The organism is Tistlia sp. (assembly GCF_040905785.1).
Lineage (GTDB): Bacteria > Pseudomonadota > Alphaproteobacteria > Kiloniellales > DSM-21159 > Tistlia.
The window spans coordinates 14,317-33,230 of record NZ_JBBDQW010000052.1 but is presented as its reverse complement, the minus strand read 5'-3'; the positions used below and the strand labels follow the sequence as shown (position 1 = coordinate 33,230).

The window sequence follows — 18,914 nt, the reverse complement described above, 5'->3', positions numbered from 1 at the left end:
GCGATGTCGGATCAGGCAGGCGGCGAGGGCCCGTCCAATCAGGTCGGCCTGCCGTTCGGTGCGGGCTCCCTGGCCGGCGGCGCCGCTTTCGCCAACAGGCTCCAGAAGACGCTGCGCAACGGCGACGTGGCGCTTGCGCTCGGCGTCGTCACGATCCTCGTCGTCCTGATCCTGCCGATGCCGAGCTGGCTGCTCGACATCAGCCTGGCGATCTCGATGATGCTCTCCGTGCTGGTCCTGATGACGGTTCTCTTCATCAACCGGGCGCTGGACTTCTCCTCCTTTCCGACCGTGCTGCTGATCGCGACCATGCTGAGGCTGTCGCTCAACCTGGCCTCGACCCGGCTGATCCTGGCGGACGGTCACGAGGGTCCGGCCGCCGCCGGCCAGGTCATCGAAGCCTTCGGCAACTTCGTCATGGCCGGCAACTTCGTCATCGGCATCATCGTCTTCGCAATCCTGGTGCTGGTGAACTTCATCGTCATCACCAAGGGCTCCGGCCGCATCGCGGAGGTTTCGGCGCGCTTCAGCCTGGACGCCATGCCCGGCAAGCAGATGGCGATCGACGCCGACCTCTCCTCGGGGCTGATCAACGAGGACCAGGCCCGCCTGCGGCGCCGCGAACTGGAGGAGGAGAGCAACTTCTACGGCTCCATGGACGGCGCCGCGAAGTTCGTGCGCGGCGACGCCGTCGCCGGCCTGCTGATCACCGCGATCAACGTCATCGGCGGCATGATCATCGGCGTCGCGCAGCAGGGCATGCCCTTCGGCGAGGCCGCAGAGAGCTACACGGTGCTGACCGTCGGCGACGGCCTGGTCTCCCAGATCCCGGCGCTGATCGTCTCGACCGCCGCCGGCCTGCTGGTCTCCAAGTCGGCCAGCGTCGGCTCGACCGACAAGGCCCTGTTCGGCCAGCTCGGCGCCTATCCAAAGGCACTCGGCCTGTCCTCCTTCCTGATGATGGCGCTGGCCCTGCTGCCCGGCATCCCCTTCCTGCCCTTCATGCTGCTCGCCACCGTCTCCGGCGCTGCCGCCTTCTTCCTCGACCGGCGGCGGACCGCGGCGGCGACGCTCGTCTCCGACGCCGAGGCCCAGGCCGTCGCCGACACGCCGGTCGCCGAGGAGCCGATCTCGGCGCACCTGCAGATCGACTACATCCGCCTGGAGCTCGGCTACGGCCTGCTGTCGCTGCTCGGCGAGCAGACCGGGCCGAAGCTGACCGAGCAGATCAAGTCGCTGCGCCGCCAGCTGGCCCAGGAGATGGGCTTCGTGCTGCCCAGCGTGCGCATCCAGGACAACCTGCAGCTGGCACCCAACGGCTACGTCATCCGGATCAAGGAGATCGCCGCCGGCGAGGGCGAGCTCCGGCCCAACATGCTGCTGGTCATGGATCCGCGCGGCGAGCCGATGACCCTGCCCGGCGAGGAGACCACGGAGCCGACCTTCGGGCTGCCCGCTCTATGGGTCGATTCAGGGGCCAAGGAAGAGGCGCTGTTCCGCGGCTACACCGTGGTCGACCCGCAGACCGTGATCACCACGCACCTGACCGAGGTGGTCAAGGAGAACACCGCCGAGCTGCTGTCCTACGCCGAGACCCAGAAGCTGCTCGACGAGCTCGAGGGCGAACACCAAAAGCTGATTGCGGACATGATCCCGAGCCAGATCGCGGTCGGCGGCATCCAGCGCGTGCTCCAGAACCTGCTCGGCGAGCGCGTCTCGATCCGCGACCTGCCGACCGTGCTGGAGGGCATCTCCGAGGCCTGCGGCTACAGCCGCAACCTGACCGCCATCACCGAGCACGTCCGGGCCCGCCTGGCGCGCCAGATCTCGAACGCGGTGATCGACCACGAGGGCGTGATCCCGCTGGTCACCCTGTCACCGACCTGGGAGCAGACCTTCGCCGACTCCCTGATCGGCGAGGGCGAGGAACGCCAGGTCTCGATGGCGCCGACCAAGCTGCAGGAGTTCATCGCCCAGATCCGCCAGGCCTTCGAGCGCCAGGCGATGATGGGCGTGGCACCGGCGCTGCTGACCAGCCCGCGAATCCGGCCCTACGTCCGCTCGATCGTCGAGCGCTTCCGACCCTCGACGCCGGTGCTGTCGCAGAACGAGATCCACCCGAAGGCGCGGATCCGCACCGTGGGGCAGATCTGATGGCCGCGGCCCGCAAGCCCACTGAGGCGCCGCCATGCGCCTGAGATCCTTCACGGCCTCGAGCCTGCCGGACGCGATGGAGCTGGTGCGCCGCCAGCTCGGCGACGAGGCGGTGATCCTCTCGACCCAGGACCTCGGCGAACGCGGCGTGCGCGTCACCGCCGGCCTGGACGACGATCCCGAGGACCAGTTCGGCCAGAACGAGGAGGCCGCGCTGATCGCCGTCGAGGAGCTCAGCGAGATCTTCGACTTCCACCGGATCCCGCCGGGCCTGGTCGACAAGCTGCTGACCGCCGCGAGCAGCCTGACCGCCCAGGGCCCGCAGCTGATGCTCGCCGGCGCGCTCGACTCGGTGCTGCACTTCGCGCCGCCGCCGATGGTCCAGGCTTCCGGCGGCCTGCGCCCGCCGGTGCTGCTGGTCGGCCCCTCGGGCGCCGGCAAGACGGCGACCGCCGCCAAGCTTTGCGCGCGCGCGCGCCTCGCCAACCGGCCGGCGACGCTGATCACCATGGACACGGTCAGCGCTGGGGCCCGCGAGCAGGCCCAGGCCTTCGCCAAGGCGCTGGGCGTACCCCTGCGAGAGGCCGGCGACGTCGAGCGTCTGGGCGCCGTGCTCGGCGACTGCCCGAGCGACCACCTCATCGTCATCGACACCGTCGGCGTCAATCCCTACGACGCCGACGACTGCAAGCCCCTGCGCCTGGCCGCGCGCATCGCGCGGGCCGAGCCCCTGCTGGTGCTGCCGGCCGGCGGCGACGCCATGGAATCCGCCGAGGTCGCGATCGCCTTCCAGGAGCTCGGCGCGCGCGGCCTCATCGCCACGCGGCTCGACGCTGCCCGCCGTCTCGGCGGGCTGCTCGCCGCCGCCCATGCCGCCGGTCTGCCGCTGGTCGGCGCCGGCCTCGGCCCTTCGATTGGCAGCGGCCTTGCCAGTCTCAACCCGGTCGCCCTCGCCCGGCTCCTGCTGCCGGCCGAACACGAGGGCAGCCTTCTTGCCACGGGAACGCGCTCATGACACAGGCGAGCCTCGCCGCCCTGGCCCGTCCGCCGAGCCACCTGCCGACCGCGCCGCAACTGCTCGCCATCGCTTCCGGCAAAGGCGGCGTCGGCAAGACCTGGCTGGCGATCACCCTCAGCCACGCCATGGCGCGCGCCGGCGGCAAGGTGCTGCTGTTCGACGGCGATCTCGGCCTCGCCAACGTCGACGTGCAGCTCGGCCTGTCGGCCGAGCGCGACGTCTCCGGCGTGCTGTCGGGCGCCTACAGCCTCGCCGACGCCGCGGTCGAGTACCCGGAAGGCGGCTTCAGCATCGTCGCCGGCCGCTCCGGCACCGGCAGCCTGGCCGCGGTGCCGAGCGAGCGCCTGCGCGGCCTTGCCTCGCAGCTGCTCAAGCTGGCGCCGAGCTACGACCGGGTGCTGCTCGATCTCGGCGCCGGCATCGAGCGCACCGTGCGCCAGATCGCCGGCCTTGCCGGCACCTGCCTCGTCGTCACCAACGACGAGCCGACGGCGCTGACCGACGCCTACGCCTTCATCAAGCTGGCGGTGCTGCACAACCGCGCCGTCGACATCCGCGTCGTGGTCAACCAGGCCAGCAGCCCCGGCGAAGGCGAGCGCACCTACAACACCCTGCGCAAGGCCTGCGAGACCTTCCTCAAGGTGGCGCCGCCGCTGGCCGGCGTGATCCGTCGCGACCCCAAGGTCAAGGAATCGATCCGCGCACAGACACCGCTGCTGCTGCGCTATCCCAACGCGCCGGCCGCGCTCGACGTCGAGGCTCTGGCGGCCGGGCTCCTGCGGAGCGGCTGATGAGCGACGTCGGGGCGCCGCAGCGACTCTTCGCGGGTGCGCCCGGCGGCGGCGGCGCGTCCGGCAGCAGCGGCCGCGTCGTCAACCCGCCGGCCTCGATGCTCCAGCTCGGCGGCGACGCCCTGCCGGGGATCGTGCTCGGCCGCAGCCCGCAGGGCCAACTGCTGGTGCAGGGGGACTTCGGCAAGGGTCCGGTGACCCTGGCCATCGCCACCGCGGCGCGCTTCGCCGCCGGCGCGACGGTGTCGCTGATCTTCCGGCCGCACGTCTCCGGCCTGTTCGTCACCATCCTGCCGCGCACGGCCGCCGTCGCCCCGGGCGCCACGATCCCGCGGCCCCCCGGGAGCCAGCCCGCCGCGACCGGCGGCCGCGCACCGGATAAGGCCTCGATCGGCGCCGCCGCCGCTCCGGGCGGCGGACGCCTGCCCGCCGGCCTTCCGGCCGCGGGCCTGCCGACCGCGGGCCTGGGCCAGCCCCGGACCGACGCCAGCGCCGTCTCCGCCGCGGGACCGGGCGCGTCACAGGAGCCGGCCGCCGCCGCCCGCGCCGGCGCGCCGACCGGCAACACGCTCCACGGCACGTTGTCCGGCGTCGTCGCCGGTCGCGACGGCGAAGGCCGGCTGCTCGTCGGCGGCAGCTTCGGCCAGCTCGCGGTCGATACGCCGAACCGGATTCCCCAGGGCACGCGCGTCCTGCTGCAGATCGCGAGCGGTGCCGCCGGCCCGGTCGCCACGCTCTTCGCGGAGCCGCTGGCGGGCACGAGCCGCCCGGTCCACCTGCAGCCGCTCGGCTTCGGCGCGGTCTCGAGCGCCGAGCCGGCGCCGCCGCCCGCACCCTCCTCGGCGGCCACCCCGGCATCGCTGGCCCGAGTCTGGCCGACCCTCGCGGGCCTCGCCGAGGCCTTCGCGGAAGCGCAGGCGACGCCGCTCGGGCCGCTGCTGCCAGCCGGCTTTCCGCCCAAGGTCGGGCCCCGCCTCGCCCTCTCGCTGCTGCGCTTCCTCCAGGCCGCGCAAGGTCCGGGCCTGCTCCCCTGGCTGGGCCCGGCGGGGCTCGGCGGGCCGGCCATGAGCCAGCCGGGCCTGTCGCCCGCGCGTCTGCAGGAGGCCGACGAGGAGCTGCGCTGGCTGGGCCGGGACCCGCCCGGCGACTGGCGGCTGGTGCTGCTGCCACTGATCGGCCAGGGGCCGCCGGAGGCCCTGCGTCTGTTCCTGAAGAAGCGCCGCGCCGAGGCCGAGGGCGACGCCGCGGCGCCGACGCACTTCCTCTGCGACCTGTCGCTCAGCCGCCTGGGCGCGCTGCAGCTCGAGGGCCTGCTGCGCGAGGTCCGCTTCGACCTCGTGCTGCGCAGCCGACGGCCGCTCGACGACGCCCTGCGCGAGGAGCTGACCGGCATCTTCGTCTCCGCCAGCGAGGCCGGCGGCCTGGGCGGTGCCTTCCGCTTCCAGGCCGGCGACGACTGGCTGCCGCTGCCCGTGCCGCACTCCCGGGACGACATCGGCTTCAGCGTCTAGAAAGCCAAGCAAGAGAAAGGCTCTCGAAGGGCCGGGGAATGCCGACTAGGATCGCGGCGCACGCCCTCTCGCCGGAACGATCCATGAGCACAGCGCGACCCATTTCCGGACCACCCGAGAGCGGCGCCTCTCCGAGCTGCCCCGACGGCCGGATCTCGCGCTCGACCCGGGAGGTCGGCGGCCGGCCGGTGCTCGATCTCGGCTGCTACCTGCCCTACTTCCTGGCCTCGGTGAACAACGCGCTGTCGCGAGGCGCCTCCCAGGCCTACCTCGCGCGCTTCGGCGTCGGCATCGTCGAGTGGCGGGTCGTCTCCATGCTGGCCATCGAGCCCGGCATCCGGGCCGCGCGGATCTGCGAGATCATCGCCCTCGACAAGGCCGCGACCAGCCGCGCGCTGCAGCGACTCGACGCCCTGGGCTACCTGGAGTTCGAGACGCCCGGCGCCGACCCGCGCCGCAAGGCCTGGCGGCTGAACGCCGCCGGCTACGACCTGCACGACAGCATCCTTGCGGTTGCGCTGGAGCGCGAGCGGTGGCTGATCGAAGGCGTCGATCCCGAGGACCTGGAGGCCTTCCTGCGGGTCATGCGGGCCATGCGGCGCAACGTCGAGACGCTCGCCGGCGAGAACGGAACGGAGCCCGAAGGGGCCCGGTAGGTAGGGGAGATCCTGTCGCCTGCGCTACCTGCCGTCGCTCGCTCGCCGGCGCAGGTGGAGGGTCAGGCCCATCTCGTCGAGCGTCGCCTGCTCGCGGCGCTTCAGGGCCTCCTGCTTGCGACGCTCGGTTGAAGCCTGGGCCAGCTCGTACTTCTTGAGCTCCTGGAATGCGGCCTCGACCTGCCGGCGCGCCCGATCGATCTCCTTGCCGACCTCCGCGATCGAAACCTTGACCTTCTCGCTGCGCTGCCGGGACGCCGAGGCGAAGGCAGGATAGGCGAAGGCCATGTCCGGCGTGCTCGTCGCCATCTCGCGCTCGCGGACCAGCTCGGCTTCGATCGCGGCGAGGTCGCCGGTCAGCTTCTCGGCCAAGCGCTCGAGGTCGCCCAGGGTGCGACGGCGCTCGTCGAGCGTCCAGCGGTGGACGCGGATCAGGTTGGCGATCGCGCCGCTCATGCGTCGGCTCCCTTATCCGGAGTTGCCGGGGGCGGCCAGGGCATGTCGAGGATCGCGGCGAGCTGGGCGTAGCCATCCTCGAGCAGGGCGCGGTCCGACTTGTCCTGGTTCAGGAAGGCTTCGAGCTTTGCGTTGTAGCGCAGCGCCTCGTCGACGCCGGCGTCGCTGCCCTGGCGGTAGGCGCCGATGCGGATCAGCTCGGCCATGTCCTCGTAGGTCGAGAGCAGGCGGCGGGCGCGCTGGACCAGGGCATTCTGCGCCTCGCTGTTGCAGGCCGGCATGGTGCGCGAGACGCTGCGCAGGATGTTGATGGCGGGATAGCGGCCGCGCTCGGCGATCTGGCGCTCCAGGACGATGTGCCCGTCGAGGATGCCGCGCACGGCATCGGCGACCGGCTCGTTGTGGTCGTCGCCCTCGACCAGCACGGTGAACAGGCCGGTGATCGAGCCCTGGCCCTCGCCGCCCGGCCCGGCACGCTCGAGCAGGCGCGGCAGCTCGGCGAAGACGCTCGGGGTGTAGCCCTTGGCCGCCGGCGGCTCGCCGGCCGACAGGCCGATCTCGCGCATCGCCATGGCGTAGCGGGTCACGGAGTCCATGAGGCAGAGGACGTCGCGCCCATGGTCGCGGAACGCCTCGGCCAGCGCCAGCGTCAGCTGCGCGGCCTGGCGGCGCATCAGCGGCGGCTCATCGGAGGTCGCGACGACGACAACCGAGCGCGCCAGGCCCTCGCGGCCCAGCTCGTCCTCCAGCCACTCCTGGACCTCGCGGCCGCGCTCGCCGATCAGGCCGATGACGTTGACGTCCGCCGTGGTGTAGCGGGCCAGCATCGAGAGCAGCACCGACTTGCCGACGCCAGAGCCGGCGAAGATGCCCATGCGCTGTCCCTGGCAGCAGGACAGGAACGTGTTCATGGCGCGGACGCCAAGGTCGATCTTGCCGCCGACGCGCTGGCGGCCGTGGGCCGGCGGCGGGTCGCGACGCAGACGGTAGGCGATCGGCCCCAGCGGCAGCGGCCCCTTGCCGTCGAGGGGCTGGCCGAGCGCATTGACGACCCGGCCGAGCCAGCCTTCGGTCGGCCAGATCACCGGCTCGGCCGCCGACAGCTCGGCCTTGCAGCCGAGGCCGACGCCGTCGAGCGGTCCGAAGGGCAGCAGCAGCGCGCGGCCCTCGCGGAAGCCGACGACCTCGCAGGTGACCCGCCGGCCGCCGCGCGCCTCGATCCGGCAGCGCGCGCCGATGGCGAGCTGGCGGTCGAGGCCGGCAACCTCGACGGTCATGCCGAGTACACCCGAGACGCGACCGTAGAGGCGATGGTCGGGCAGGCGGCCGACTTCTTCGGCGAAGGACGACAAAAGGGCTGACATCAGCGGACCGGGGACCCCACATTCTGGTTCTGGCTGGCTTGGCGGCAGCTTGCGCCGGGGGCGCTTAAGCTTCGGTAAACCCTGAGCCCCTCTGGCGGAATGGCTGAAAACTGCGGCAAAGAGCTCTGCTCTGAACACCTGGCCAGGGTAATCTTCCTTAACAAAAATGCTCGTGATAACCCTTTGTTAAGGATTCTGGAGCAATGTGGTTAACGCGTCAGGGGGCATCGGACGCAAACCTGCAACTTAGCTCTCGTACTTTAGGAGTAGCGACAATGCGTGTTCTGGTTGTCGAGGACGATGCGGCCCTCGCGAAGTCGATCGAGCTGATGCTCCGCTCCGACGGGTACGTCTGCGACGTCACCGATCTCGGCGAAGACGGCCTGGAGATCGGCAAGCTCTACGACTACGACATCATCATCCTGGACCTGATGCTGCCGGACATCGACGGCTACGAAGTGCTGCGCCGGCTCCGCCAGGCGCGCGTCAAGACGCCGATCCTGATCCTGTCGGGCCTCTCCGGTCTGGACGACAAGCTCAAGGGCCTCGGCTTCGGCGCCGACGACTACCTGACCAAGCCCTTCGACAAGCGCGAGCTCACTGCCCGCCTGCAGGCCGTGGTGCGCCGCTCCAAGGGCCACTCGGATTCGGTGATCCTGACCGGCAAGCTCGCGGTCAACCTGGACGCCCGCACCGTCGAGGTCGAGGGCCATCCGATCCACCTCACCGGCAAGGAATACGGCATCCTGGAGCTGCTCTCCCTGCGCAAGGGCACGACCCTGACCAAGGAGATGTTCCTCAACCACCTCTACGGCGGCATCGACGAGCCGGAGCTCAAGATCATCGACGTCTTCGTCTGCAAGCTGCGCAAGAAGCTGTCGATGGCGACCGGCGGCGAGACCTACATCGAGACCGTCTGGGGCCGCGGTTACGTCCTGCGCGATCCCTCGGAGGTCGGCGAGGTCCAGCGCAAGGCGATCGCCTGAAGCGCTTGTTCCCCGGCCCGCTGCAGTCGCCGGGCGCGGTCTTTCGCCTGACGCTCTTTCGACCATCCTCCCTGTCGACCTGACGGCCGGCCCGCGCGACGGGCCGGCCGCTTTTCCTTCGCGTGCAGAGGCACCGGAGCGCGTCCCGCCGATTCGGGCGGGGCCGAATCGCAGGTGTTCATTCGACCTTAACCCGCATCGGGCAGGGTCCGCAGGTGCGGTCGCAGGGCCGCCCGCCACCCCCACTCAAAGCGAGTACCATGAAGCCCCTCCTTCGCGCCGGCGCTGTCGCGCTGGTGGCAGCCGCGCTCTCGACAGGTGCCCCCGCCGCGGCCGAGCCGACCACGGTCCGGCTGGCCTTCGCGAGCACCTTTCCCGGCGACATGGCCCTGATCGGAGAGGCCGCGATCGAACTCGCCGCGCGCATCTCCCGGGCCACCGGCGGCGAGGTGGAACTGGAGTTTCACGAGCCCGGCGTCCTGGTGCCGGCGGCGGAGACGCTCCACGCGGTCTCCGACGGCAGGATCGACGCGGGCTGGGGCGGCGCCGGCTGGTTCAGCGACGTCGACACCGCCTTCAACATGTTCTCGGCCGTGCCCTTCGGGCCCGGCGTCGGCGAGTACATGGCCTGGATGTACGAGGGTGGCGGCCTGGAGATGGCGCGCGCCCTCTTCGCCGAGCACGACCTCTACAACCTGCCCTGCGCGCTGATCCCCCCGGAGGCCTCCGGCTGGTTCCTGAAGGAGATCGGGGAGGTTTCGGACCTCGCAGGCCTGCGCATGCGGTTCTTCGGGCTGGGCGCCAAGGTCATGGAACGGCTCGGCGCCGAGACACGGCAGCTTCCTCCAGGCGATATCCGCGCTGCGCTGAAGGCCGGCACCCTCGACGCGGCCGAGTTCTCGCTGCCGCGGATGGACCAGGACCTGGGGCTCCACACGGTCGCCAAGTACTACTACTTCCCCGGCTGGCACCAGCAGGCGACCTTCTTCGACCTCTACGTCAACCTGGCGACCTGGGAAGCCCTCGCCGACCGCCACAAGGCGATCATCGAGCTGGCCCGCGGCGACATGGTCAGGCAGACCATCGCGTCAGGCGAAGCCGCGCAGTGGAAGGCGATGCGGGAGATGCAGGCCGAGGGCGTCGAGATCCGCCGCTGGTCGCCCGAGATCATCGCCGCCATGGAGAGCGCCTGGAACGAGGTCGCGAACGAGGAGGCCGAGCGCAACGCGGCCTTCCGGTGGGTCTACGACTCCTACAAGACCTTTCGGAGCGACTACGCGATCTGGCACGACCACGCCTATCTGAAGTAGCCCCTCGTCCTCCGCGACCAGCCTCTCCGACCGGCACCGTCGGTCGACCAGACAGATTGAACCCAGACTTGCCCGGACCCCCCCGCTTCTCGACCCGCCGCTTTTTGACCCGCCGCTTCTCGCTTGGTCTCTTCGCCAGGCCGAGCCGGCAGGTCGCGAGCGCCGCGGTCGCGATCGCGGTGGCGACCCTGATGCTGTTCGCCCATTCCCAGTGGCAGGCCTACGACCTCAGCCTCACGCGCGCCGAGCGGGACACGCGCAACGCCGCCTACCTGCTGGCCGAGCATGCCGCGCGCACCTTCGACGGCATCCATGAGACCCTGCGCGCGGTCGCGCGGCTGCGCGCCGACGCCGCCAAGGGCATTTATCGCAGCCAGGCCTCGCTCCACGTCAACCTCAAGACGCTCCGTGGCGGCTCGCAGATCCTGCGAGATGTCGGCTGGTACGATGCCTACGGCGAGCTGGTCGCGACCTCGCGCACGCTGGACCCGCCGCGCATCAGCGTCGCGCGCGAGGAGACGTTCCTCGGCCCGCGCGCGCAGGCGACGCAGGCGCTGCACGTCTCGCCACCGCGGCGCGCCTCGGCGGAAGCGCCCTGGCGGATCGACGTCTCGCTGAGGCTCGAGGGCCCCGACGGCGCTTTCGCCGGGATCGCCGCCGGCACTCTCGATCCGGGCGAGTTCGCCAGGGTCTACCGGTCCCTCGACATGGGACCGGGTGGGCGAACCACCCTGTATCGCCACGACGGCATCGTCCTGGCGCGGGCGCCGCATCTGGCCCCTCCGCTCGCCGCCTCCGGCGCCGACTCGGCCCTGTTCCGGGAGCATCTGCCGCGCGCGCCCTTCGGCACCTACCACGCCCCGGCCCCCTTCGATGGCACCGAGGAGATCGCGAGCTACGCCGTCGCACCCGGCGTCGGGCAGGGCCTGATGGTCAGCGTCGGCGTCTCGCGCGCCCATGCCCTGGCCGACTTCTGGCGCCGCCTGTGGATCGACACGGCGCTCACCGCGGTCGTGCTCGCTGTCCTGGCGCTGGGCACCGGGCTCCTGGTCACCAACCTGCGCCGGCGCGAAAGGCTGCAGGCGGAGCTCGCCGGCGCCACGGCGGCCGCCAACGCGGCCCGCGCCGAAGCCGAGCGGGCCAACTCGGCCAAGTCGGTCTTTCTCGCGCACATGAGCCACGAGCTGCGTACGCCGCTCAACGCGGTCATCGGCTTCGGCCAGATGCTCGAGCTCGACCTGCCCCGGAACCTGACCGACGGCCAGAGGGAGTACGCCGGCCTGATCGTCGACAGCGGCCACCACCTCCTGGACCTGGTCAACGACGTGCTCGACCTCGCCGGCGTCGAGTCCGGCCGGCTGTCGCTGTCGATGGAGGAAGTGCCGATCCGCGAGCTGCTGCTCGGCGTCAGCGACATCATGGCCCCGATCGCCGCCAAGGCCGAGGTCAGTCTGCGGGTCGCGCCGGTGACGACCACCGCCGCCGTGCGGGCCGACGCCGTGCGCCTGCGTCAGGTCGTGATCAACCTCGTCTCCAACGCGATCAAGTACAACCGGCCCGGCGGCTCGGTGACGCTGTCCGCCGTCCCCCGCGGCGACGGCTGCCTGCGCCTGGGCGTCGAGGACACCGGCCAGGGCATCGAGCCGGAGCGGCAGGCAGAGCTGTTCGTGCCCTTCCGCCGGCTCGGCGCGGAGTACACCAGCGTCGAGGGAACCGGCCTCGGCCTGGCGCTGACGAGGCGCTTCGTCGAAGCCATGGGCGGCTCAATCGGCTTCACGAGCACGCTTGGCGAGGGCAGCCTGTTCTGGATCGAGCTGCCCACGGCGCTGCCCGTCCGCGGCACTCCCTGGAAGACCGGTTCGGCGGCGCCCGCCGACGACCTCGGCCGCCGCGCCTTCGCGAACGGGCTCTAGGGAAGGACGCCCCGGCGCGGCCGTCGGATCCCCAGCCGTCAGATCTCCAGCCCTCAGATCCACAGATCGTTCTCGGCCGTGCGCTCGCCGCCCGCCTCGCCGGTGTTCACGACGCCCCGCGGCTCGATCAGCATCAGCTTGACCTCGCCCTCGGCGCAGGGCTTGTGCTCGACGCCCTTCGGGACGACGAAGAGCTCGCCGGCGCGGAGCCGCACGGCGCCGTCCCGGAAGTCGATGCGCAGCTCGCCCTCGAGCACCAGGAAGGTCTCGTCGGTCTCCGGATGGTCGTGCCAGACGAAGTCGCCCTGCACCCGGACCACCTTGAACTGGTAGTCGTTCATCTCGGCGACGACGCGCGGCGACCACTGCTCGGTCAGGCGCTCGAACTTGTCGGCCAGGTTGATCGGCTCGTAGGGCATCGCTCGCGGCTTCCGCTCGTTGCGCTCCGAGCGATACTACCAGCGCAGCCGGGGGCGGTGCGCGCCAGCCGGACCTTGCGCCCGGCCGGCGCTACTCCACCGTCACCGACTTGGCGAGGTTGCGGGGCTGGTCGACGTCGGTACCCTTGATGACGGCCGTGTGGTAGGCGAGCAGCTGCACCGGGATGGCGTAGAGCAGCGGCGCCACGAAGGGATCGACGGCGGGCAGCTCGATGGTCCAACGCGGCCCCTTGCCGATACGCTTGCGCCCGGCGGAGTCGGTCAGCAGCAGGACCTTGCCGCCGCGCGCCATGACCTCCTGGACGTTGCCGGCGACCTTGTCGAAGAGCGGGCCGGAGGGCGCGCAGACGATCACCGGCACGTCCTCGTCGATCAGCGCGATCGGCCCGTGCTTCATCTCGCCGGCGGCGTAGCCCTCGGCGTGGATGTAGCTGATCTCCTTGAGCTTGAGCGCGCCTTCCAGGGCGATCGGGTAGAGCGAGCCGCGGCCCAGGTAGAGCACGTCGCGGGCCTCGGCGATGCCGTGCGCCATGGTCTCGATCGCCTCGTCGTGCTCGAGCACCTGGGCGGCGTGGGCCGGCACCTCGATGAGCGCCGCCGAGAGCGCCGCCGCGCGCTCCTCGCTCAGGGCGCCGCGCGCCCGCGCCGCCGCAAGGGCCACGCAGGCCAGCACGGTCAGCTGGGTGGTGAAGGCCTTGGTCGAGGCGACGCCGATCTCCGGGCCGGCCAGGGTCGGCAGCACGGCGTCCGATTCGCGCGCGATGGCGCTTTCCGCCTGGTTTACGATCGACAGGATGGTCTGGCCCTGGGAGCGGGCGTAGCGCAGCGCCGAGAGGGTGTCGATGGTCTCGCCCGACTGCGAGATGAAGAGCGCGGCGCCGCCCTCGGGCATCGGCGCCTCGCGGTAGCGGAACTCGCTGGCGACGTCGATCTCGACCGGCAGGCGGGCGAGCTGCTCGAACCAGTACTTGGCGACCAGGCCGGCGTAGAAGGCGGTGCCGCAGGCCGAGATCGTCAGCCGGGGCAGCTTTGCGAAGTCGAGCGGCAGGTCGGGCAGCGAGATCGCGCGGCTCTGCGGGTTGACGAAGGTGTTCAGGGTCTCGCCGATCACCGCCGGCTGCTCGTAGATCTCCTTGAGCATGAAGTGGCGGTACTGGCCCTTGCCGATCAGCGCGCCGGAGAGCGCGGTCTCGGTGATCGGGCGCTCGACCGGCTTGTTCTCGCGATCGAAGATGCGCGCGCTGGTGCCGTCGAGCACCGCCCAGTCGCCCTCCTGCAGGTAGCAGATCCGGCTGGTCAGCGGCGCCAGCGCCAGGGCGTCCGAGCCCAGGAACATCTCGCCGTCGCCATAGCCGACGGCGAGCGGGCTGCCGCGCCGGGCGCCGATCATCAGGTCGTGGCGGCCGGCGAAGACGATAGCCAGCGCGAAGGCGCCTTCCAGGCGCGCCAGCGCCGCCGCGACCGCCTGCTCGGGACTCATCTGACGCGCCAGGAGGCTCTCGATCAGATGCACGACCGCCTCGGTGTCGGTCTCGGTCTCGAAGCGGTGGCCCTCCGCCTCCAGCTCCTCGCGCAGATCGCGGAAGTTCTCGATGATGCCGTTGTGCACCACCGCGACCCGTTCGCCGGCGTGGGGATGGGCATTGATCTCGTTGGCGCGGCCGTGGGTCGCCCAGCGCGTGTGGCCGATGCCGACCGTGCCGTCCAGGGGCCGGCGCTCGAGCAGCTCCGCCAGCCGGGCGATCTTGCCCTCAGCGCGCCGCCGCTCGATGCGGCCGTTGACCAGCGTCGCCATGCCGGCCGAATCGTAGCCCCGGTACTCCAGGCGGCGTAGCGCGTCGAGCAGCAGGGGCTGCACCGGCTCGGCGCCCAGGATGCCGATGATTCCGCACATTCACGCTTATCCCTTCTTCTTCGCCTCGACCCGCCGGTCGCGGAAGCGACGCGCGGCAAGAGGACGGATCGTCTGCTCGGCCCGGCTCAGCGCCAGCGCCTCGTCCGGGACCTCCCCGGAGATCGTCGAGCCGGCGCCGACGATGGCGCCGGCTCCGATCGAGACCGGCGCGACCAGGGCCGTGTTGGAGCCGATGAAGGCGCCGGGGCCGATGTCGGTACGGCTCTTGCGGAAGCCGTCGTAGTTGCAGGTGATCGTGCCGGCGCCCAGGTTCGCCCCCGCGCCGACCGTGGCGTCGCCGACGTAGCTGAGATGGTTGACCTTGGCGCCGGGGCCCAGGGTCGCGGCCTTGATCTCGACGAAGTTGCCGACCCGCGCGCCTTCGCCCAGCTCGGCGCCGGGTCGCAGGCGGGCGAAGGGGCCGACGGTGGCACCGCGCTCGATGCGGCAGCCCTCGAGGTGGCTGAAGGCGCGGATCCGCACGCCGTCGCCCACGACCACGCCGGGCCCGAAGAAGACCTGGGGCTCGACCACGACGTCGCGGCCGAGACGGGTGTCCCACGACAGATGCACGCTGGCGGGGTCGAGCAGTGTCGCGCCCCCGGCCATCGCCCGGCCACGCAAGCGTGCCTGGAGCAGCGCCTCGGCCTCGGCCAGCTCGGCGCGCGAGTTGACGCCGACGACCTCCTCGGCCGAGCACTCGACGACGAGCGAGCGCTGCCCGGCGGCGCGCGCCAGCTCGACCAGACTGGTCAGATAGTACTCGCCCTTGGCGTTGTCGTTGCCGATGCGCGGCAGCTGGTCGAAAAGGGCCGGGCCGCGGGCCAGCAGCAGGCCGCCCCAGCAGAGGTCGATCCGGCGCTGCTCGTCGCTGGCGTCCTGCTCCTCGACGATGCGCGCGACCTCGCCGTCCGCCTCCAGCAGCAGCCGGCCGTAGCCGGTCGGGTCGGCGGGCCGGAAGCCGAGCCAGACGTAGTCGGCGCGCCCGGTGGCCCGCGCCTCGGCCATGCGCCGCAGCGTCTCGGGCTCGATCAAGGGGCCGTCGCCGTAGAGCACCAGGACGTCGGCGCCCGCCTCGAGCGAGTCCGCGAGTGCCTGGCGCGCCGCGCCGACAGCGTCGGCGGTGCCGAGCTGCTCGGCCTGGACCGCCGTGCGGTGCGGCTCCACGGCGGCGGCGAGCTCGGCCATGTCGGGGCCGACGACGACGACGATCTGGCGCGGGTCGAGAGCCGCGGCGGCCTCGAGCACCCAGTCGATCATCGGCCGGCCGGCGACGGCGTGCAGCACCTTGGGCAGGTCGGACTTCATGCGCGTGCCCTTGCCTGCGGCAAGCACGACGACAGCGAGCGGAGCGGTCATGGGAGTAGGGAAAACCCGCTTATCTCAAGGCGTTCACGATGCTTCGGACCTTGCCACGGCGCCTTCCTGGCCGGCAAATAAACTAATGTTTCGCGTTGCAACAAGGCGGAAGGCCCGGAGATGGTTCCCCGCGACGTCCTGCTCGTCGACCTCGACGGCACGCTGGTCGACAGCGCCCCCGACCTGGGCCGCGCCCTCAACGCCCTGCTCGCCGAGCGGGGCGCGCCGCCCCTGCCCCTCGGGCGGGTCAAGGACATGGTCGGCGAGGGCGCGCGCAAGCTGGTCGAGCGCGGCGTGCGGGCGCGGCGATTGGAGGCGCCGCTCGAACCCCTGCTCGCGCGCTTCCTGGCGCTCTATGCCGAAACCCTGACCCGCGAGACCCGCCCCTACCCCGGCGCCGTCGCCACCCTGGCGAGCCTCAAGGCGGAAGGCTGGCGGCTCGCGCTCTGCACCAACAAGCCGATCGGCTTCAGCCGCGCGATCCTCTCGGCGCTCGCGCTCGCGGGCCTGTTCGAGGCGACGGCCGGCGGCGACTCCTTTGCGGTGCGCAAGCCCGATCCCGAACACCTGCGCCTGACCCTGGCGCCGCTCGGCCTCGGCCTGGAGCGGGCGGTCCTGCTCGGCGACGGCCCGGCCGACCTGGAAGCCGCCGCCGCGGCCGGCATTCCGGCGGTCTGGTGCCGCTTCGGCTACGGCGGCGAGCGCGCCGCCGGCCTGCCGCGGGCCGCCGAGATCGACGCCTTCGAGGAGCTGCCCGGGGCGCTGGCGGCGCTTGCCGGCGGCGGCCGCGCCGCCTGAGGACGAGTTCGGGCGCGGCTCCTCCACGCCCCGGGGCGTGCGCTTGACAGTCCGCGGGCCTTGCGCCTATTTCCTGCGCTCCGCTTCGGGCGGGCGCGTAGCTCAGCGGGAGAGCACTCCCTTCACACGGGAGGGGTCGCTGGTTCAATCCCAGCCGCGCCCACCATCCTCCCGTCCGCAGATTTCCGACAATAGGCCGCCCCGCACCCGCGCGCCGTCTAACGCGAGCGGCACGGCGGAACGAGCGCGAGCAGATCGCCATGCCGCTTGTACATACGCGCGACGTACTACATAAAGCATATGATCAAGTCGTGGAGGAACAGTGCCACCCGCCGCTTCGCCGAGGAGGGCAAGAGCAGGTTCCCCGGCCTCGACGCCGAGCGCGCGCTCGAGTTGCTGAACGTTCTCGACGCCGCTTCCTCGCTTCGCTCGATCAGCCCGCTGAAGAGCGTCGGCCTGCACCCGCTGAAGGGCGCGCGCAAGGGCCAGTGGGCGATTACGGTCAACGGCGGCTGGCGCATCGTCTTCCGCTTCCGCGACGGCCACGCCCACGACGTGGAGATCGTCGACTATCACTGACACCGCCAAGGAGGGCACCGTCATGATCCGCGTTCACCCGGGCCGCATCCTCGCCCGCGAGATGGAGGCCCGCGAGCTCACCGCCAACGCGCTCGCACTCGCGCTGCGCGTTCCGGCCAACCGCATTTCCGAGATCGTCGCCGGCCGGCGCGCGATCTCGCCGGAGACCGCCCTGCGGCTCGCCCGGTACTTCGGCACGGAGGCCGAGCTATGGACCCGGCTGCAGGCCGACCACGACCTGCAGGAGGCGCGGCGCCGGCTCCAGGGCGACATCGAGCGAGAGGTCGCGCCCGCCGCCTGAGGCCCCCAGACGCCGGGAAAGGGTAAAGGCAAGTACTTGACGAGGCAGCGCAAAGGCCCTCCCTTCATAGGGGCGGGGTCGCCGGCTCTATGCCAGCCGCGCCCATCATCCTCCCGGCCGGAGCCCCGACCATGACCAGCGACCCCCGCAGCCTGCCGCCCGAGCTGCCACCCGAGCTCGCCTGCCTGCACGCCGGCCTGCCGGCGCCCGAGCGGGAGACGCCCTTCGGCATCCCGCCGGTCTTCGCCAGCACCTACCACCTGCAGGGCGACCCGAGCGGCGCGCTCTTTCCCTACGGCCGCGACGCCAATCCGACCTGGCTGGCGCTCGAGGAGGCGCTGGGCGCCCTGGAGGGCGGCGAGGCCGTGCTCTTCCCCTCGGGCATGGCGGCAGCGGCCGCCGCGCTGACGCCCTTCCTGCAGTCGGGCGACCGGGTGCTGCTGCCCAAGGACGGCTATCACGCCGTGCGCCACTACGCCGAGAGCTTCCTGGCCCGCTTCGGCGTGGTCGTCGACAAGCGCGCGACGCGCGGGCTGGAGGACAGCAACCTCGGCGGCTACCGCATCGTCTGGGTCGAGACGCCCTCGAACCCCGGCCTCGAGCTCTGCGACATCGCCGCCGTCGCCGAGAAGGTGCACAAGGCCGGCAACCTCCTGGTCTGCGACAACACCACCATGACGCCGCTCGGCCAGCGCTGCCTGGCCCTCGGCGCCGACCTGGTGGTCGCCTCGGACACCAAGGCGGTCAACGGCCACTCCGACCTGCTGATGGGCCACGTCGCGGCGCGCGACCCCGCGCTGCTCGCGAGCCTGCGCAGCTGGCGCAAGCTGTCGGGCTCGATTGTCGGGCCGATGGAGGCCTGGCTGTGCCACCGCGGCCTGCAGACCCTGGAGCTGCGCTTCGAGCGCATGTGCCGCTCGGCCCAGGCGGTGGCCGAGCGTTTCCGCGGGCACCCGAAGCTGGCGGCGCTGCGCTACCCGGGCCTGCCCGACGATCCCGGCCATGCCCTCGCCCGCAGCCAGATGAGCCGCTTCGGCTCTCTCGTCTCCTTCACCTTCCCCGACCAGGAGCGGGCGCTCGCCTTCGAGTCCGGGCTCGGCCTGATCTTCAAGGCGACCTCCTTCGGCGGCACCCACAGCTCGATCGACTGGCGCTACCGCTGGGACGACACGGTCCACCCGGGCCTGCTGCGCCTGTCGCTCGGCTGCGAGCCGACCGCGGCGCTGCTCGACGACCTGGAGCAGGCCTTCGACCGGCTGTAGGGCGGGCCGAGCCGCGTCTTTGGAGCTCGCGCCGGTGCGGCTTCATGGTTCGACAAGCTCACCATGAAGCAGTCTAGGGACTCTCCATTAACCGGTCAGGGGACCGAGCGAGGATATCGCCG

17 protein-coding genes and 1 tRNA gene are annotated in these 18,914 nt (G+C 71.6%); 13 read left to right on the top strand and 5 right to left on the bottom strand.

The features are described from left to right. Positions 1 to 3: 3 nt before the first annotated feature. From flhA to WD341_RS11935, 5 genes are all read left to right on the top strand, one after another. Positions 4 to 2,154 carry a flagellar biosynthesis protein FlhA gene (gene flhA, locus WD341_RS11955; protein WP_368425685.1) on the top strand — a complete coding sequence of 717 codons (2,151 nt, stop codon included), beginning with the start codon at positions 4 to 6 and terminating at the stop codon, positions 2,152 to 2,154. Positions 2,155 to 2,188: 34 nt separating this feature from the next. Further along, positions 2,189 to 3,169 carry a GTPase gene (locus WD341_RS11950; RefSeq protein ID WP_368425684.1) on the top strand — a complete coding sequence of 327 codons (981 nt, stop codon included), beginning with the start codon at positions 2,189 to 2,191 and terminating at the stop codon, positions 3,167 to 3,169. Beyond that, positions 3,166 to 3,963 (top strand): MinD/ParA family protein, encoded by a 798-nt coding sequence (locus tag WD341_RS11945; RefSeq protein ID WP_368425683.1) that lies wholly within the window; start codon positions 3,166 to 3,168, stop codon positions 3,961 to 3,963. The genes WD341_RS11950 and WD341_RS11945 overlap by 4 nt, the downstream gene beginning before the upstream one ends. Next, positions 3,963 to 5,474: a hypothetical protein gene (locus WD341_RS11940; protein WP_368425682.1), complete on the top strand. Its 1,512-nt coding sequence runs from the start codon at positions 3,963 to 3,965 to the stop codon at positions 5,472 to 5,474. The genes WD341_RS11945 and WD341_RS11940 overlap by 1 nt, the downstream gene beginning before the upstream one ends. 83 nt (positions 5,475 to 5,557) lie before the next feature. Next, on the top strand, positions 5,558 to 6,130 hold the full coding sequence (locus WD341_RS11935) for a MarR family winged helix-turn-helix transcriptional regulator (protein ID WP_368425681.1): 573 nt from the start codon (positions 5,558 to 5,560) through the stop codon (positions 6,128 to 6,130). 24 nt (positions 6,131 to 6,154) lie between these two features. On the opposite strand, the gene WD341_RS11930 is transcribed toward WD341_RS11935, so the two are convergent. Further along, on the bottom strand, positions 6,155 to 6,586 hold the full coding sequence (locus WD341_RS11930; RefSeq protein ID WP_368425680.1) for a flagellar FliJ family protein: 432 nt from the start codon (positions 6,584 to 6,586) through the stop codon (positions 6,155 to 6,157). Then, on the bottom strand, positions 6,583 to 7,950 hold the full coding sequence (gene fliI, locus WD341_RS11925; RefSeq protein ID WP_368425679.1) for a flagellar protein export ATPase FliI: 1,368 nt from the start codon (positions 7,948 to 7,950) through the stop codon (positions 6,583 to 6,585). Before fliI ends, WD341_RS11930 begins: the two co-directional genes overlap by 4 nt. Before the next feature lie 275 nt (positions 7,951 to 8,225). On the opposite strand from fliI, the gene ctrA reads away from it, so the two are divergent. The 3 genes from ctrA to WD341_RS11910 all read left to right on the top strand — a co-directional run bounded on the left by ctrA (position 8,226) and on the right by WD341_RS11910 (position 12,159). After that, positions 8,226 to 8,936: a response regulator transcription factor CtrA gene (ctrA, locus tag WD341_RS11920; protein WP_368425678.1), complete on the top strand. Its 711-nt coding sequence runs from the start codon at positions 8,226 to 8,228 to the stop codon at positions 8,934 to 8,936. Positions 8,937 to 9,196: 260 nt separating this feature from the next. Continuing rightward, positions 9,197 to 10,246, top strand: coding sequence for a TRAP transporter substrate-binding protein (locus WD341_RS11915; RefSeq protein WP_368425677.1), 1,050 nt, complete (start codon positions 9,197 to 9,199; stop codon positions 10,244 to 10,246). Positions 10,247 to 10,314: 68 nt separating this feature from the next. Next, the gene (locus WD341_RS11910) at positions 10,315 to 12,159 is read left to right on the top strand and encodes an ATP-binding protein (RefSeq protein WP_368425676.1); all 1,845 of its coding nucleotides are present in this window, start codon (positions 10,315 to 10,317) and stop codon (positions 12,157 to 12,159) included. 53 nt (positions 12,160 to 12,212) lie between these two features. Here WD341_RS11910 and WD341_RS11905 read toward each other — a convergent pair whose 3' ends face one another. The 3 genes from WD341_RS11905 to glmU form a co-directional block, all read right to left on the bottom strand. Further along, a complete protein-coding gene (locus tag WD341_RS11905) occupies positions 12,213 to 12,578 on the bottom strand; it encodes a cupin domain-containing protein (protein WP_368425675.1) in 366 nt (121 codons plus the stop codon). A gap of 91 nt (positions 12,579 to 12,669) precedes the next feature. Further along, complete coding sequence (gene glmS / locus WD341_RS11900; RefSeq protein ID WP_368425674.1) at positions 12,670 to 14,493, bottom strand: glutamine--fructose-6-phosphate transaminase (isomerizing); 1,824 nt, start codon at positions 14,491 to 14,493, stop codon at positions 12,670 to 12,672. A 6-nt stretch (positions 14,494 to 14,499) separates the two neighbouring features. Next, the gene (gene glmU, locus WD341_RS11895; RefSeq protein ID WP_368425673.1) at positions 14,500 to 15,852 is read right to left on the bottom strand and encodes a bifunctional UDP-N-acetylglucosamine diphosphorylase/glucosamine-1-phosphate N-acetyltransferase GlmU; all 1,353 of its coding nucleotides are present in this window, start codon (positions 15,850 to 15,852) and stop codon (positions 14,500 to 14,502) included. A 120-nt stretch (positions 15,853 to 15,972) separates the two neighbouring features. On the opposite strand from glmU, the gene gph reads away from it, so the two are divergent. The 5 genes from gph (at position 15,973) to WD341_RS11870 (ending at position 18,792) form a co-directional block, all read left to right on the top strand. Beyond that, a complete protein-coding gene (gene gph, locus WD341_RS11890) occupies positions 15,973 to 16,650 on the top strand; it encodes a phosphoglycolate phosphatase (protein ID WP_368425672.1) in 678 nt (225 codons plus the stop codon). A 91-nt stretch (positions 16,651 to 16,741) separates the two neighbouring features. Continuing rightward, positions 16,742 to 16,816 (top strand) — tRNA-Val (locus WD341_RS11885). A 134-nt stretch (positions 16,817 to 16,950) separates the two neighbouring features. Then, positions 16,951 to 17,229 (top strand): type II toxin-antitoxin system RelE/ParE family toxin, encoded by a 279-nt coding sequence (locus WD341_RS11880; protein WP_368425671.1) that lies wholly within the window; start codon positions 16,951 to 16,953, stop codon positions 17,227 to 17,229. A gap of 22 nt (positions 17,230 to 17,251) precedes the next feature. Continuing rightward, the gene (locus WD341_RS11875) at positions 17,252 to 17,530 is read left to right on the top strand and encodes a HigA family addiction module antitoxin (protein WP_368425670.1); all 279 of its coding nucleotides are present in this window, start codon (positions 17,252 to 17,254) and stop codon (positions 17,528 to 17,530) included. Between the two features lie 131 nt (positions 17,531 to 17,661). After that, on the top strand, positions 17,662 to 18,792 hold the full coding sequence (locus tag WD341_RS11870; protein ID WP_368425669.1) for a cystathionine gamma-lyase: 1,131 nt from the start codon (positions 17,662 to 17,664) through the stop codon (positions 18,790 to 18,792). Positions 18,793 to 18,914 lie beyond the last annotated feature (122 nt).

Coding starts and splice junctions, on each gene's coding strand:
- WD341_RS11950 (WP_368425684.1), top strand. CDS start 2,189: ATGCGCCTGAGATCCTTCACGGCCTCGAGCCTGCCGGACGCGATGGAG.
- WD341_RS11870 (WP_368425669.1), top strand. CDS start 17,662: ATGACCAGCGACCCCCGCAGCCTGCCGCCCGAGCTGCCACCCGAGCTC.
- WD341_RS11880 (WP_368425671.1), top strand. CDS start 16,951: ATGATCAAGTCGTGGAGGAACAGTGCCACCCGCCGCTTCGCCGAGGAG.
- glmS (WP_368425674.1), bottom strand. CDS start 14,493: ATGTGCGGAATCATCGGCATCCTGGGCGCCGAGCCGGTGCAGCCCCTG.
- WD341_RS11935 (WP_368425681.1), top strand. CDS start 5,558: ATGAGCACAGCGCGACCCATTTCCGGACCACCCGAGAGCGGCGCCTCT.
- fliI (WP_368425679.1), bottom strand. CDS start 7,950: ATGTCAGCCCTTTTGTCGTCCTTCGCCGAAGAAGTCGGCCGCCTGCCC.
- ctrA (WP_368425678.1), top strand. CDS start 8,226: ATGCGTGTTCTGGTTGTCGAGGACGATGCGGCCCTCGCGAAGTCGATC.
- glmU (WP_368425673.1), bottom strand. CDS start 15,852: ATGACCGCTCCGCTCGCTGTCGTCGTGCTTGCCGCAGGCAAGGGCACG.
- WD341_RS11875 (WP_368425670.1), top strand. CDS start 17,252: ATGATCCGCGTTCACCCGGGCCGCATCCTCGCCCGCGAGATGGAGGCC.
- WD341_RS11940 (WP_368425682.1), top strand. CDS start 3,963: ATGAGCGACGTCGGGGCGCCGCAGCGACTCTTCGCGGGTGCGCCCGGC.
- flhA (WP_368425685.1), top strand. CDS start 4: ATGTCGGATCAGGCAGGCGGCGAGGGCCCGTCCAATCAGGTCGGCCTG.
- WD341_RS11915 (WP_368425677.1), top strand. CDS start 9,197: ATGAAGCCCCTCCTTCGCGCCGGCGCTGTCGCGCTGGTGGCAGCCGCG.
- WD341_RS11945 (WP_368425683.1), top strand. CDS start 3,166: ATGACACAGGCGAGCCTCGCCGCCCTGGCCCGTCCGCCGAGCCACCTG.
- WD341_RS11930 (WP_368425680.1), bottom strand. CDS start 6,586: ATGAGCGGCGCGATCGCCAACCTGATCCGCGTCCACCGCTGGACGCTC.
- gph (WP_368425672.1), top strand. CDS start 15,973: ATGGTTCCCCGCGACGTCCTGCTCGTCGACCTCGACGGCACGCTGGTC.
- WD341_RS11905 (WP_368425675.1), bottom strand. CDS start 12,578: ATGCCCTACGAGCCGATCAACCTGGCCGACAAGTTCGAGCGCCTGACC.